13 protein-coding genes are annotated in these 15,453 nt (G+C 45.1%); 10 read left to right on the plus strand and 3 right to left on the minus strand.

Features of this window, described 5'->3' with window-relative positions:
* Positions 1-125: 125 nt before the first annotated feature.
* The 3 genes from MLE17_RS11255 to MLE17_RS11265 all read right to left on the minus strand — a co-directional run bounded on the left by MLE17_RS11255 (position 126) and on the right by MLE17_RS11265 (position 3,546).
* Complete coding sequence (locus MLE17_RS11255; protein ID WP_243348901.1) at positions 126-1,298, minus strand: RtcB family protein; 1,173 nt, start codon at positions 1,296-1,298, stop codon at positions 126-128.
* Positions 1,299-1,763: 465 nt separating this feature from the next.
* Positions 1,764-2,702 (minus strand): GNAT family N-acetyltransferase, encoded by a 939-nt coding sequence (locus MLE17_RS11260; protein ID WP_243348902.1) that lies wholly within the window; start codon positions 2,700-2,702, stop codon positions 1,764-1,766.
* Between the two features lie 22 nt (positions 2,703-2,724).
* Positions 2,725-3,546 (minus strand): 1-acyl-sn-glycerol-3-phosphate acyltransferase, encoded by an 822-nt coding sequence (locus MLE17_RS11265; RefSeq protein WP_243348903.1) that lies wholly within the window; start codon positions 3,544-3,546, stop codon positions 2,725-2,727.
* A gap of 373 nt (positions 3,547-3,919) precedes the next feature.
* Here MLE17_RS11265 and rsmH point away from each other — a divergent pair, with 373 nt between their 5' ends.
* From rsmH to MLE17_RS11315, 10 genes are read left to right on the plus strand one after another with little or no spacing between them, the layout of a single operon-like run.
* Positions 3,920-4,834 carry a 16S rRNA (cytosine(1402)-N(4))-methyltransferase RsmH gene (gene rsmH / locus MLE17_RS11270; protein WP_243349002.1) on the plus strand — a complete coding sequence of 305 codons (915 nt, stop codon included), beginning with the start codon at positions 3,920-3,922 and terminating at the stop codon, positions 4,832-4,834.
* A gap of 29 nt (positions 4,835-4,863) precedes the next feature.
* On the plus strand, positions 4,864-5,238 hold the full coding sequence (locus MLE17_RS11275; RefSeq protein WP_243348904.1) for an FtsL-like putative cell division protein: 375 nt from the start codon (positions 4,864-4,866) through the stop codon (positions 5,236-5,238).
* Between the two features lies 1 nt (position 5,239).
* Positions 5,240-7,366, plus strand: a complete 2,127-nt coding sequence (locus tag MLE17_RS11280) for a penicillin-binding protein (protein WP_243348905.1) — start codon at positions 5,240-5,242, stop codon at positions 7,364-7,366.
* A 40-nt stretch (positions 7,367-7,406) separates the two neighbouring features.
* Positions 7,407-8,873: a UDP-N-acetylmuramoyl-L-alanyl-D-glutamate--2,6-diaminopimelate ligase gene (locus MLE17_RS11285; RefSeq protein WP_243348906.1), complete on the plus strand. Its 1,467-nt coding sequence runs from the start codon at positions 7,407-7,409 to the stop codon at positions 8,871-8,873.
* Positions 8,874-8,921: 48 nt separating this feature from the next.
* Complete coding sequence (mraY, locus tag MLE17_RS11290; protein WP_243348907.1) at positions 8,922-10,181, plus strand: phospho-N-acetylmuramoyl-pentapeptide-transferase; 1,260 nt, start codon at positions 8,922-8,924, stop codon at positions 10,179-10,181.
* Positions 10,182-10,211: 30 nt separating this feature from the next.
* Positions 10,212-11,552, plus strand: a complete 1,341-nt coding sequence (gene murD, locus MLE17_RS11295) for a UDP-N-acetylmuramoyl-L-alanine--D-glutamate ligase (protein ID WP_243348908.1) — start codon at positions 10,212-10,214, stop codon at positions 11,550-11,552.
* Between the two features lie 46 nt (positions 11,553-11,598).
* Complete coding sequence (locus MLE17_RS11300) at positions 11,599-12,846, plus strand: FtsW/RodA/SpoVE family cell cycle protein (protein WP_243348909.1); 1,248 nt, start codon at positions 11,599-11,601, stop codon at positions 12,844-12,846.
* A 26-nt stretch (positions 12,847-12,872) separates the two neighbouring features.
* Positions 12,873-13,976 carry an undecaprenyldiphospho-muramoylpentapeptide beta-N-acetylglucosaminyltransferase gene (murG, locus tag MLE17_RS11305; protein ID WP_243348910.1) on the plus strand — a complete coding sequence of 368 codons (1,104 nt, stop codon included), beginning with the start codon at positions 12,873-12,875 and terminating at the stop codon, positions 13,974-13,976.
* Positions 13,977-13,985: 9 nt separating this feature from the next.
* Complete coding sequence (locus MLE17_RS11310) at positions 13,986-14,696, plus strand: type 1 glutamine amidotransferase (protein ID WP_243348911.1); 711 nt, start codon at positions 13,986-13,988, stop codon at positions 14,694-14,696.
* A gap of 1 nt (position 14,697) precedes the next feature.
* Positions 14,698-15,441: a 3'-5' exonuclease gene (locus MLE17_RS11315; protein WP_243348912.1), complete on the plus strand. Its 744-nt coding sequence runs from the start codon at positions 14,698-14,700 to the stop codon at positions 15,439-15,441.
* Positions 15,442-15,453: the final 12 nt, after the last annotated feature.

Here is a 15,453-nt window from a genome sequence, read left to right on the forward strand (position 1 = left end):
GTTTTGGGGTGATTAAAGGGATATTAAATAGATAATCCCGGAGATTGTTTCCCGGGATATAGTAAGATGTTTATCTTTTCTCTGAAGCGCATTTAGCAGGATATGTCTCTAAATTCAAGGTGAAATTACCCTTTCAGTACCGCCATAGGAGAAAGTTCAACTTTGATTCTGACCAGGTCGCGCTGGTTGTTCATCACTGTAGAGATATCTTTATAGGCAGAAGCCGCCTCTTCCAGATCGTTTTTATGTCGAATGGCGTGGATAATGCCCTGCTCATCCAGCTTTCGGATCTCCTCCTGTAGGTCCAGCGTCTTGATGGCTTTTGACCGGCTCATGGTGCGCCCCGCCCCGTGTGAACAGCTCTGGAAGCTTTCCTCATTGCCCAGGCCCTCCACGATGTATGACTTTGTTCCCTGTGAGCCAGGAATGATACCTGTTTCACCGGCTCTGGCCGAAGTCGCTCCTTTGCGGTGCACCAACACCTTTTCCCCAAAGTGAGTCTCCCAGGCGGCATAGTTGTGGGCAATGTTGATGATTGGGTCGAATATAATCCCTGAGAACTGGCTTTCAAATATCTCCTTAATGCGGTCGAGCATCAGGTGTCGGTTCGCGTAGGCAAATGCCACACAGTATCTCATCTCCTTGTAGTAATGGTGCGCCTCTTCCGAATCAAAAGGCAGAAAGGCAAGATCGGCCTTGGGGTCAACGGTAGAATGAAACATGGCATTTAGCTTCTTTGCCTTTTTGTTGTAAAAGTCAGCCACCTGTTTGCCGATGTTGCGGCTGCCGGAGTGGACCATAATCCACACGAAATCGTCATTATCCTGTTGTATCTCCAGAAAATGATTCCCTCCGCCGAGTGTGCCAATCTGCTTTAGTGCGGCTTCGTATTCCCGTTTCACCACCGGGATCTCGTGCAATTTGAATCCGGGCGGCATAAGCGATTCATCCTGAGCCTGCTTATGATGGTTAAATCCAAATGGGATAACTCCGCGGATATCCGTCATGATGTTTTTCAGGATTTCGGGAGTCATCTCTTCGGTTCGCAGGTTGGTGCGAATAGCCCCCATGCCACAGCCGATATCCACCCCCACCGCGTTTGGTACAATAGCATTTTGCGTAGCCATTACTCCTCCGATCGGCATACCATATCCCGAGTGGGCGTCAGGCATCAGACAAATCTGGCGAAAGGCAAACGGCAGATTGGCCAGGTTACGGGCCTGTTGCATGGCTTCTTCTTCGATATCATTCAGCCACAATTTGATTGGCAGTTTGCCGGTGTTGATAACCTTTTCCATCGTCAGTATTTTTTGAAATGAGGCACTCTGTGAAATAGCTTTTATCAAAGGTATAACAAGTGATTGGACCGGCAATAATTGAAGGGGACAAAATATCCGGGATATGCCTGCCCGGGATATAATCGTACTACAGTAAGATAGTATTACGCTGACTTTGTGATAGAAATTGAATAGTTTCCTCAGGTGAAGCTTATAGGTTGGTTATATCTTGTAATAAGGTTCAATATAGATAGTTTGATACTTAATTCATCACTTTTCCATAGATATCCTTAGAATTATGTATAATCAACCTATTTACAAATATAGGGAAAGGAAAACGAAAGAGAGAGGATTTCAGAGTCAGTCAGAGCTGAATGAGGTAATGTCATTCTTCAAAGCCGTATTTTATCTCAGATAGATAGGTGCAAACAAAAAGCGCCGGAATCATAACTGATTCCGGCGCTCCTGTGATATGCTTGTGACTGATTATATTTCAGTAGAAAATGTGTCGATATGACGGGTGCGTTTCTCTTCGAAGATATCCTCCACTTTAATCAGGATTCCTGTCTCTTCAACATCGCCGAAAGTATCGTTTACGGCTGTGCCAAACACCTTCATGGTTGGTGAAAGGCTCATGTAGGCATTTACCAGCGGTGGGATGTTGAGCCCCAGTTTACGAACCTCCTGATTCAGGATTTTATAATCATCCTTGAAGTTACCGGTGGAGAATAATTTTTCCAACTGCTCCACATCGGTATCCCAATGCGGAGTAATCGGGGTAACCGGCCAGATAAGACGTTCCGGATCAGGGAAATATTTTTGCCAGAAGTGCAGAATCATGTCGCGTGCCCCTTTGTGGTAGTTGGGGTACATGGTCACCTTACCGTAATAATACTCGATATTCGACTTGATTTTAGGCAGTGCGCCCAGTCCGTCCCACAGGTTGTCAAGAGCAAAGAGGGCTTTGGCACCTGCTTTTGATGACTGGTATTCGAGGGTCACGAATGAACGTCCCAACTCCAGCGTTTTGGGCAGGTATTCTTTGATAAATTGCTCCGACATTTCGAACATGTGTGCCGTGGCAAGCATAGGATGTCCGTGCTCATCAAAGTTCACTTCATCACCATACATGAAACGGTAACCGCCGATGATCTCTTCGGCCTCAGGATTCCATACAATAAGCTGCTTGTAGGGATTCTCCATCGTGTCGTATTCATCAATGTCCACAGCGAGACCCGTACCTCCGCCTGCATCGCGGAAAGCAATTTCGCGCAGACGTCCGATTTCGCGCATTGTATTCGGTGAATCGTGATGAGTGATTATGTAGATTTCGTTTCCCCCTTTATTGGTTTTACGTAAAAAGCGTTCCGGGGTCAGCTCGTTGAGTATTAATTGTTTGTCAACGGGAGCAATAATATTTTCCATATAAATCTGTAGCGGTTTTGGTTCACTTATTTAAGGCGTAGGCTTTCTCTTTTACATAGTGCGCCCAGGCTGTGTGAGATTTGGTTTTGTCGAATGATTGCCAGGGAACGGGTTCTCCGAATCGGATAGTAAATGTTTTGCCGTGTTGCTTAAATAATTCGCGGGGCAAAAGTAACATTTCAAGATTGATTTTCAGCCCGATTTTTTTGCGAAAAAGGGCGAAGTTGTAAAAAAATGAAGTGTTGCAGCCGTCAAAATAGACCGGTACAATATCCCGCTGGTATTGGATGGATTTGGCAATAAATGCTTTTTTCCATTCCAGATCTTCAATTTTTCCGTGTTGGCGGCGTGATACCAGACCGGCAGGAAAAAACAATACCTGTACATCGGAATTATAAACAGCATTAATGGCTTCAGCAGAGTGTTTGCCCTGAGCCCCGTGTTTGTTCACTGGGACAAATACCGGCTCCAGATTCTTGATATTCATCAGGATATCATTGACCACGAAGCGAACCTTACCATTGAACTGTTTGCCGATTACGCTGATTAATGCGATGCCATCGAGTCCTCCCAACGGGTGGTTTGAGGCAAATACAAATTTCCGGTCTGTCGGGATATTTTCTAATCCTTCCACTTTCAGGGTGACTTCCCAGTGGTCAACCATGGCGTCGGCGAAGTCCGTTCCGTAGAGGTGACCGGCTTTTCGAAGGAAGGCATTGATCCCTTCCTGGTGGATAACCTTTTTCAGAAATGAAACGACAAAGCGGGGTAGTTTTTTGCTGATTTTCGGAGCCTTTTCCCGCAAGACTTTATCGACGTCTATCTGAATGATTTTACTATCCATAGTTTTGTGCAATTTCCGCACAAAGTTATATCAAATATTCGAATCCCTGAGTTGCAGGTCGTATATTAATCATTTTCAGGCTGTAATGAGTCGCTGGTCACTCTGGTTTTAACACTTTGAGAGGTGAAGATTTGCTTTATGTTTTTAAGACTAAAGGTTTGATATAGAAAATGCTATCTTTGGGAAAAAGCTGTTGATAACTTTTCTTCAGAATATTGACCTGAAACAATTTTTATTCCTATTTTTACAGCTTGAAACGAGCGTGCAGTTGGATTGTGTCAAATGAACAAGATATTGTATGCGAGTTCCATGTGATGCCTGAATAATAAAATAAGGTCACATGAAAACAAATGATAAAAGCATTATCCGAACAATGGACAATCAATCAGACTTTTACCATGTACCTGCCTTGCTGGAGGAGACCATTCATGGTTTATCTATCCGTCCCGGTGGCGTCTATGTTGATGTAACTTTTGGAGGTGGAGGCCATTCGAAAGAAATTCTTAAACACCTGAACCCGAACGGAAGACTCTATGCCTTTGATCAGGATGAAGATGCCGAAAAGAATATCGTGGAAGATAAGCGGTTCGTGTTTGTGCGCAGCAACTTCCGTTTTTTGTATAACTTCATGAAGTATCATGGGGTGAAGTCTATAGACGGATTACTCGCCGATTTAGGTGTTTCGTCCCATCACTTTGATGATGCGGATCGTGGCTTTTCATTCCGCTTTGACGGAGCCCTGGATATGCGTATGAATAAACGCGCCGGTACTTCTGCCGCAGAGTTGCTTAATACTTTGCCGGAAGAAAAGCTTGCCGACATTTTTTACCTCTATGGCGAGATGAAAAACTCCCGCAAAATAGCTTCCCTTATTGTGAAAGCCCGTCAAACAAAGAAAATAGTCACTATTGGCGATTTTCTCGAAGTGATACGCCCCTGCATTAGTAAGACGCAGGAGAAGAAAGACCTTGCGAAGGTGTTTCAGGCATTGCGGATCGAGGTGAATCAGGAGCTGGAAACTCTGAAAGAGATGCTGGAGCAGGCACGTGAACTGTTGAAGCCGGGAGGTAGGCTGGCGGTGATTACCTATCATTCGCTCGAAGACCGTTTGGTGAAAAACTATTTCAAAACAGGAAACTTCGAGGGTAAACTGGAGCAGGATTTCTTTGGAAATACAGTTTCGCCGTTGAAACCGGTGAGCAATAAAGTGATTGTGCCTTCGGATGAGGAGGTGGAGCGTAATCCGCGTGCCCGAAGCGCTAAATTGCGCATTGCAGAAAAGTTGTAATTCAGTCGGTTCTTTCTAACTACAGTTTAATGGCTATCAAATTCAAAAAAAACAACGAAAAGAAAGCTGCGCAGGATGGTAAGAAAATTACGCTGCGTGACGTGATAGGCGGTCAGGTACTGGCTAACGGTTTTCTGGAACGTAATGCGGGTTTGATTGCCATGATTTTGTTTATGACGTTCTTCTACATCAGCAACCGTTACGAGTGCCAGCAAAAGATGATGGACATTGTGAAGCTGCAGAAGAAACTGACTGATGTGAAATACGAAGCATTAACCCGCTCAGCCGAGCTGATGGGGGGCAGCAAGCAGTCGCAGGTGAAAAACCTGATACTGGAAAACGGGATTGAACTGGAAGAGTCACAGACGCCTCCCTACAAACTAACTAAACCGGCCAAAGAATAGCATGCCCATCGACAGAAACAGTATATTGAACCGATACGGTATTGTCATCATCTTTATCGTTTGTATTCTGGGACTTATTGTTTACAAGATCATAAACATCATGTTTGTGGAAGGACAAAAGTGGCGGAATCTGGGCGAAAAAAATAAGATTGAGAATATTCAGATCGAGCCTACCCGCGGAAATATTTACGCGGCAGACGGCCGGTTGATGGCGAGCAGTATTCCTCAATATGAACTGTACCTTGACTTTAAAGCAGACGGGTATATGGGTACCAACAAGCGGGTGTCTTCTCTGGACTCTCTGGATAAATATATGTCAGGCCTTTGCAAGACTCTCTCAGAGATAATCGGTGATAAATCACCGGAAGAATACCGCCGTCATATTCGCAAAGGATTGAGTAAAGAGAGCCGACAGTTTAAGATTTCAGGCAAAAAGGTTTCTTACACCAATCTGAAGCTGATTAAAGAAAATCCGTTCATGAAACTGGCTCCCGGGATCAGCGGGTTTTACACCAAAACCTTCTTTCAGCGACGGAAACCATTTGGCTCTTTGGCTTCCCGGACTATCGGGGATATTTACTCTGAAAAAAATAAAGGCGGTAAGAACGGACTGGAGCTTCAGTTTGATTCTGTTTTGCATGGGATTCCGGGTATGTGTACCCGTCAGAAAGTACGGAACAGTTTCATCAATATTACACAGCGGGAACCGGTGGACGGTATGGATATTATGACCACCATCGATGTGAATATCCAGGATATTGCCGAAAAGGCGCTCCTTGATAAACTGACCGAGCTGGAAGCCGAATCGGGTACTGTGGTTCTGATGGAAACCAGTACCGGAGAGGTAAAGGCCATTACCAATATGGCCCGAATGGAAAACGGCGAATACGGGGAAACCCGAAATCAGGCCGTTTCGGATTTGAGTGAGCCGGGATCTACATTCAAAGTGGCCTCCATGATGGTGGCGTTGGATGATGGTAAAGTCAAACCATCGGACACCATCGATACCGGTAACGGACTCTGGGCGTACAAAGGAAAAGTCGTACGAGACCACAACTGGGACAAAGGCGGTTACCACCGCATCAGTGCCGCACAGACCATCTGGTATTCTTCGAATGTAGGGGTGTCTAAGATTATCGACAGGGCTTATCACGATTGTCCTGCCCGCTATGTGGATAAAATCAATCAACTGGGCTTTAACCGGAAGCTGGATTTCCAAATTCCCGGACAGGCAGCGCCTCGTATTAAATATCCTGGAAATTCGAATTGGTATAAGACTACCCTGGCCTGGATGTCGTTTGGTTATGAAACGCAGATACCTCCGATATACACGCTGACCTTCTTCAATGCGATAGCGAATAACGGAAAAATGATTAAGCCTCATTTTGTCCGTAGTATCAATCACAACGGTACCGTAATGCGTACTTTCGAGCAGGAGGTGGTAAATCCGCAGATCTGTACTCCGAAGACATTAGGCATCATTAAGGATATGTTACTGGGGGTTGTGGAAAAAGGAACTGGAAAGTCGGTAGAATCGCCTTACATCAGGATTGCCGGAAAGACGGGAACCGCTCAGGTTTCGCAGGGTAGCTCGGGATATAGCGGTCACCAGGTAAGCTTTTGCGGATATTTCCCAGCAGACAAACCAAAATATACGGGGATAGTCGTGATACGATATCCCAAAATAGGCCACCCGTCAGGAGGAACCATGTCGGGGGGTGTTTTCAAAAGAATTGCAGAGCAGGTATATGCTCGAAGCCTGACCGTGCCTGCCTATATGGCTGTACGGGATTCATTGAATACGGCCTTTCCAATGGTAAAAGCCGGGTTGAAAAGTGATATCCAGTCTGTATTGCGTGCATTGAGAGTCCATACCGTTGACCTGGGAGGACGAAATAACTGGGTTAAACCGGAGTCGGAAAAAGGAGCCGTTGCATTGAATGGCTATGCCGTTGCCGCCAATCTGGTGCCGGATGTCAAAGGAATGGGTGCCCGTGATGCTGTCTTTTTGCTCGAAAATTGTGGTTTGCGGGTGAAACTGATGGGATGCGGAACCGTTGCATCGCAAACCCCGGCGGCAGGAACACTTTTGCAAAGGGGACAGGTTATTACCATTACTTTGCAGTAAGAAATAAAAGTATTGTACTATAATATAAAAGCAGTCAGAGATGAAAATTCAACAACTCATTTCAAAACTGAAAGTCAAACAACTTATCGGTTCCACTGAAACGAAGGTAACAGGTATCTGTTCTGATTCCCGGAAGGCAACAGACGGAAGTCTCTTTATTGCCGTGACCGGTACGGCAGTGGATGGACACGAATTTATATCATCGACCATTGAAAAAGGGGCAAAGGCAATCGTTTGCCAACTTTTTCCGGAAGAGTTATCCGATGGGGTAACCTATATCCAGGTAGAAAACAGCTCGGAAGCATTGGGTTGTATAGCCGCTACGTGGTATGGTTTCCCTTCTGAAAAACTGACTTTGGTTGGCGTTACCGGTACGAATGGCAAAACGACCATTGCTACCTTATTATATAATATGTTCCGTGCAATGGGGCACTATGCCGGATTGGTTTCAACAGTTTGTAACATCATTAATGATACCGAATTTCCGGCTACACATACCACGCCTGATCCCATTTCCCTGAATCACCTGCTGGCGCAGATGGTGGAAGAGGGTTGCGAATATGCCTTCATGGAGGTGAGTTCACACGCTGTGGACCAGCACCGCATTGCCGGACTAAAGTTTGCCGGAGGGATCTTTACCAACCTGACCCGAGACCACCTCGATTATCACAAAACAGTCGATGCTTATTTGAAGGCGAAAAAAGGATTCTTTGACCAGTTGCCCAAAGAGGCATTTGCCCTGACTAACGGTGACGATAAGACCGGTCCTGTCATGTTGCAGAATACCAAAGCGAAGAAATACAGCTACTCCCTGCGTACATTGGCAGACTATAAAGGCCGAATCCTTGAAAATCATTTTGAAGGAATGACACTGGAAGTTAACCAGCGGGAGGTTGTGGTTCACTTCGTAGGGAAGTTCAATGCCTCAAACTTGCTAGCTGTAGTCGGTGCGACCCATTTGTTGGGGAAAAGCATGGATGAGATATTGCTTATCCTGAGTACCCTGAAGCCGGTTTCGGGCCGTTTCGAGACGTTGCGTTCGCTGTCCGGTTATACTGCGATTGTCGATTACGCCCACACTCCGGATGCCCTGAATAATGTATTGAATGCCATTCATCAGGTACTTGAAGGGCAAGGCCGGGTGATTACGGTGGTTGGAGCCGGCGGAAACCGCGATAAAGGAAAACGCCCCATCATGGCCAAAGAAGCAGTCAATGGAAGTGATAAGGTAGTTCTGACATCCGATAATCCCCGCTTTGAAGAGCCGGACGATATCATCAACGATATGGTGGCCGGTCTTGATATTCTTGATAAGAAAAAGGTCCTGACTATTACCGATAGGAAACAGGCTATCCGTACAGCGTGCATGCTGGCGCAACCGGGCGATGTCATCCTGATTGCCGGCAAAGGACATGAAAATTATCAGGATATCAAAGGGGTCAAATATCACTTTGATGACCGCGAAATCGTCCGCGAGATTTTTGAAGAGTTAAACGGGTTATCCTGACTCACGATATAATAAACATATAGTTTTTCACTTGTAACTAATAACTAAATGCTTTACTACTTATTCCAATACTTACACGAACTAAATGTTCCCGGAGCAGGTGTTTTCAAGTACATCTCATTCCGTTCGGGAGCAGCTTTGATTTTATCCTTATTGATTTCAACAATTATAGGCCGTCGTATTATCGATAAATTGCAAATGCTTCAGATTGGAGAGTTGGTCCGTGATCTGGGTCTTGAAGGACAGATGCAGAAAAAAGGTACTCCTACCATGGGGGGGATTATCATTATTATCTCTATTCTCGTGCCGGTATTGTTAATCGGTCGTTTGGGAAATGTCTATATGATGCTGATGATTATGACCACCGTGTGGTTGGGACTTATCGGATTTCTGGATGACTATATCAAGGTATTCAAAAAAGACAAAGAAGGTCTTCAGGGAAAATTCAAAGTTGTAGGTCAGATAGGATTGGGACTGATTGTAGGAATTGTCCTGCTGATGAGTCCTAAAGTGGTTATGCGTGAAAATTCAGAGGTACGCCAGGGCAATGTGATTACAGACGTACAATATCACAATCAGGATGTTAAGTCAACAAAGACAACCATTCCATTTGTAAAAAACAATAACCTGGATTATGCTGATCTGGTTAAGTTTACAGGTGAGAATTACCAGGCCTGGGGATGGGCGCTTTTTATCCTTGTGGTTATTTTTATCGTAACGGCGGTATCCAATGGTGCTAATTTAACTGACGGGTTGGACGGCCTTGCTACCGGAACCTCATCCATAATAGGGGTCACACTGGGTATTCTGGCTTATGTGTCCAGTAACGTGAACTATGCTTCCTACCTTAATATCATGTATCTGCCCGGAGTGGAGGAGATGTCTGTATTTGCAAGTGCCTTTATCGGGGCAACGATCGGATTCCTCTGGTTTAATTCCTTCCCGGCTCAGGTTTTTATGGGGGATACCGGAAGTCTTACCCTTGGTGGTATCATTGCCGTCTTTGCCATCATCATTCACAAAGAGCTGCTGATCCCGATTCTTTGCGGGGTGTTCCTGGTGGAAAACCTTTCTGTTATTTTACAACGTTATTATTTCAAATATACGAAGAAGAAAACGGGTACTGGAAAACGTATTTTCAAGATGGCTCCGCTTCACCACCATTTCCAGAAGCCGGGAAATGCAGGTATTGATGCCATTATTCAGGGGCCAATACGCCCTGTGCCTGAATCGAAAATTGTGGTTCGTTTCTGGATTATCGGGATCTTACTGGCGGTAATTACTATAGTTACATTGAAAATCCGTTAATCCCATTTTTGAATATAGAAGAAGTTATATATGAGCAAAAGAATTGTAGTATTAGGAGCGGGAGAGAGTGGTGCCGGAGCAGCTGTTTTGGCCAAAGTAAAGGGATTTGATGTTTTTGTCTCAGATAAATCTGCTATTGCCGATAAGTACAAAGAGCAGTTGGACAAATATCAGATTGTCTGGGAAGAGAGCACCCATACTGATGAATTAATACTGAATGCTGATGAGGTAATCAAAAGTCCGGGAATTCCGGATAAAGCGCCTATTATGAAGGCGATTATCGAGAAAGGAATTCCAGTGGTCTCTGAGATTGAGTTTGCCGCCCGCTATACCGATGCAAAGATGGTCTGTATCACCGGTAGTAACGGTAAAACGACTACCACAATGCTGACTTACCATATTTTGAAAAAAGCAGGATTGAATGTCGGTCTTGCCGGAAACGTGGGTAAAAGCCTTGCCTTGCAGGTGGCAGAAGACAACTTCGAATATTACGTGCTGGAGTTGAGCAGTTTCCAGTTGGATAACATGTACGATTTCCGTGCCAATATTGCTATCCTGCTAAACATTACCCCTGACCACCTCGATCGTTACGATTATTGTATGCAGAATTATATCAATGCTAAATTCCGCATTACACAAAATCAGACTCCTGAAGATGCTTTCATCTATTGGAATGATGACCCCATTATCACCGAGGAAATTAAGAAACGCCATATCGATGCCCGTTTTTTTCCATTTGCCGAAATCAAGGAAGTGGGCGTAAAAGGATATACGGAAAATGCCGATCTTGTTATTGAAGCTCCTGAGAGTGACGCATTCTCCATGGAACTGAGTAAGCTTGCATTGTCAGGCACACACAACCTTTATAACTCATTGGCAGCGGGTATTTCAGCTAAGTTATTGCAAATCCGTAAAGAGAAAATCCGTGAAGCACTGGGCGATTTTCAGGGCGTGGAACACCGCCTGGAGAAGGTAACCCGCGTGCGTGGTGTGGAATATATCAACGACTCAAAAGCAACCAACGTAAACTCTTGCTGGTATGCGCTCCAAAGCATGAAGACTCCTGTGGTTCTCATCCTGGGAGGTACTGATAAAGGAAATGACTATACCGAAATCGAGGAACTGGTAAAACAGAAAGTGAAAGCGATAGTTTGCCTGGGTGTGGACAATAGCAAACTGCATAAATTCTTCGATGGTAAAGTGGCTGTTATTACCGATGCCGGATCTATGAAGGAGGCGGTTGATAAATGCTACCAGTTATCGGATAAAGGCGATACCGTATTGCTCTCTCCGTGTTGTGCAAGCTTCGACCTTTTCCAAAGCTACGAAGACCGCGGACGCCAGTTTAAGGAGTGCGTGCGTAACCTGTAATCCGGTATATCTGTTTAGAGAATTATAATCCAACAAAACGACAATTATGGACTTGACCAAAGCGCTGTTTAGGGGAGACCGGGTAATCTGGGCTATCTTTTTCATACTCTGTATGTTCTCTCTGGTAGAGGTGTACAGTGCTTCGAGTATGTTATCATACAAGGCGACGGTTCGTCATTTCGACCCCATCATGCGTCATTCTACTTTCCTGTTGGGAGGTACGTTGCTGGTAATTGTCGTTCAGAATATTAACTATAAAAAGTTCTCGACATTAGGATTCTATATTCTTATTTTTGCCTTTATCCTGTTGATTTATGCACTGGCAGGAGGAATGAAAGTTAATGATGCCCAACGTTGGGTCAGTTTCGGAGGGGTGAGTTTTCAGCCTTCCGAATTTGCCAAATTGGGCGTTATTATCACAACCTCATATATATTAGCCCGTTTTCAGGATGAAAGCCATGCTTCGAATAATGCCTTCAAATGGGTCATGTGGATTGCAGGGTTCTTTTGTCTGTTGATTGTCAAGGAGAACTTCTCCACGGCCTTCTTACTTTTTGCCGTAGTGTATATTCTGATGTTTATCGGACGGGTCCAGTTTAGAAAGCTTTTTGTTATCGCGGCAGTGGGTATTGGATTTATCTTTATGGCGATCTATGTTGTTCCAAGCATGCATATTAAGGCTTTGGAAAAAACCCGTTATACAACCTGGATCAACCGACTCAAAGAGCATGACAATAAGAAAGAGGCAAAACTCGAGGACCTGAAAATTACCGATAAAAACCGTCAGGTAATGACCGGCAAAATAGCCATTGCCAATGGCGGTTCATCTGTTTTTGGTATGTTGCCGGGAAACAGCCAGACGCGGGACTTTCTTCCGCAGGCATTTTCCGACTTTATCTATGCCATTATTCTGGAAGAGACCGGTTTTCTGGGTGGTTTTTTCGTCTTGTTCCTTTATTTTGTCTTGTTGTTTCGGGTGGGAATTATAGCCCGAAGGTGCAATCACGCTTTTCCCGCATTGTTGATTATCGGTAGTGCCTTGCTCATCGTTTTCCAGGCGATCATCAACATGTCTGTAGCGGTGAATCTGATTCCCGTAACCGGACAACCTTTGCCGCTCATTAGCCGTGGTGGGACATCTACGATTCTGACATGTATCTACTTCGGGATAATCCTCTCGGTAAGCCAGTATGCCAATGCCTGCGAAAATACCCGCAAGATGATTGCTGCCGGAGAGATGTCACCTGAAGAGGCGGAGTCGGAAGAGGTTGAAGAACAAGAAGAGAACTATTAATTTGTAACTGAATAATCAGTTTTGAAATGAAGAAAAATCCTCGCATAATCATTAGCGGAGGTGGTACCGGAGGCCATATTTTCCCGGCTATCTCCATCGCGAACGCAATAAAAGTGCTTCGTCCTGAAGCTGAATTTCTCTTTATCGGAGCCGAAAACCGCATGGAAATGGAAAAAGTTCCTGCGGCCGGATATAAGATCGTCGGTTTGCCTGTCAGTGGATTTGACCGGAAGAACCTGTTGAAGAATGTGGTCGTACTTTACCGTTTAGGCAAAAGTATGGTGAAGGCAATATCAACGGTTCGTCAGTTTAAGCCCGATGCGGCAGTTGGTGTGGGCGGTTATGCCAGTGGCCCGACGTTACGAGCAGCAGGCATGCTGGGTATCCCGACTGTCATTCAGGAACAGAACTCTTATGCGGGAGTAACCAATAAGCTTTTGGCTAAGAATGCCGCTAAGATTTGTGTGGCATACGACAAAATGGAGCGCTTTTTCCCGAAAGATAAAATCATTCTGACCGGTAACCCTGTTCGTCAGGATTTATTTACCGGGTCGGATAAGCGGGAGGTCGCGTACAGCTATTTCAACCTTAATCCGAACAAGAAAACCATACTAGTCGTGGGTGGGAGCCTCGGGGCCCGCACTGTTAATCAAAGTATGATAGCCGGACTTGCCGAAATCGGAAATTCGGATGTGCAGTTTATCTGGCAAACCGGTAAGTATTACTACGAAGATGCAAAAGCGGAACTCGAAAAACAAGATAAAGGAAATATCCATCTGACTGCATTTGTGAGCCGGATGGATTTGGCCTATGCCGTGGCTGATGTGATCATTTCACGTGCCGGGGCAAGCTCAATCTCGGAGTTTTGTCTGTTAGGAAAACCGGTTATTCTGGTTCCCTCTCCTAATGTGGCGGAAGATCACCAGACGAAGAATGCTATGGCTCTCGTTGAGAAAGAGGCTGCGATTATGATTCGGGATGCTGAAGCTAAGGAAAAGCTGGTTCCGGCAGCGTTGCAGCTGATAAATGATGAGGTGAAAATCGAACAACTTGGTAAGAATATCCTCACCCTGGCACAACACGACTCTGCCCGTCGCATTGCAGAAGAGGTATTGAAACTAATTGACTAAAAACCCACTATGAAGATTCACGTATTCAGACATCTGGAGTTCGAAGGGCTTGGCATGATCGGGGAGTGGATTCAGGAAAACGGATACACCTATACCGAAACCCGTTTTTGGGAAAATGCCCTGCAATATCCCGATCCCAATCAGATTGATATGCTTATCATTATGGGCGGGTCGATGAATGTGGATGAGGAGGAGCAATACCCCTGGTTGGTTGGAGAAAAGCAATATATAAAAAAAGCCATTGAAGCGAATGTAAAGATTCTTGGCGTTTGCCTTGGAGCACAGTTGATCTCCCGGGCATCAGGCAAAGAGGTAATTCGGAGTCCGTATAAGGAAATCGGCTGGTTTGCGGTAAAGAAACTATTCTCTAATCACACCCTTTTCCCGAATCTGAAAGAAGAAGAGGTGACTGTCATGCAGTGGCACGGTGATATGTTTGAGATTCCTGAAAATTCAGATCCGCTTTTTACCTCAGATGGTTGTCCGAATCAGGCATTTGCCTTGAATAACAATCGTGTAGTCGGCCTGCAATTTCATCTGGAATTATCCAAACAGTATATTCTGCCGTTTTTCGATAATGACGAAGATGAAGAGTTGAAAGTTAAAGCGCCTTATATTCAAACACCGGATGAAATTAAATCCGGTTGTGGAAAATACGACGTTGTCACCCGTGATTTGCTATTTGACCTGCTGAATGTAATGGCTGAATTACCCAAATGATATGAGTGCGAGCCCGAAAATAGACAAGATTCTGTTCCTCGATATCGAGACCGTTCCGCAAACGGCTGCATTGAGTGAAATGACTGCAGAGCTTCAGCTTTTGTGGGAAGAGAAATTTGATGCGCAGAAACGCCGGATGCCGGATCGCTATTCCGATGATTTAGACGCTTCGGGAGCCTTCTCCAAAGAGGCCGGGATATATGCCGAGTTTGGACGTATCGTCTGTATTTCAGTAGGTATGGTGTATTGGAAAAACGGGGAGAGCCATTTTCGACTCAAATCGTTTGCCGGTGAGGATGAAAAAGCGTTGCTGACGGATTTTGCCACCTTGCTGAATAAGACCATTTCTCCGGAGCATAACCTGTGCGGACATAATATTAAGGAATTTGATGTCCCTTACATTGCCCGCCGGATGCTGATTAATGGCATCGCATTGCCGGATGTCCTGAATATCGCCGGCAAAAAGCCCTGGGAGGTCCGTTTCCTGGATACATTGGAATTGTGGCGCTTCGGGGACTACAAAAATTACACCTCGTTGAAATTGCTGACCGCAGTTTTCGGGATTCCGACGCCGAAAGACGATATTGACGGAAGTCAGGTGGCTTCCGTATTTTACGAAGAGAATAATATTGACCGGATAGCCACCTATTGCGAAAAAGATGTGTTGGCAACGGCTCAACTTTATCACAGATTTTGCGGATTGCCGCTGATCGACAATAATAATGTCGAAATCGCCAGCCGCTAATTTGCAATTGTA

This window comes from Parabacteroides sp. FAFU027, from assembly GCF_022808675.1.
Taxonomy (GTDB): domain Bacteria; phylum Bacteroidota; class Bacteroidia; order Bacteroidales; family UBA7332; genus CAXXIC01.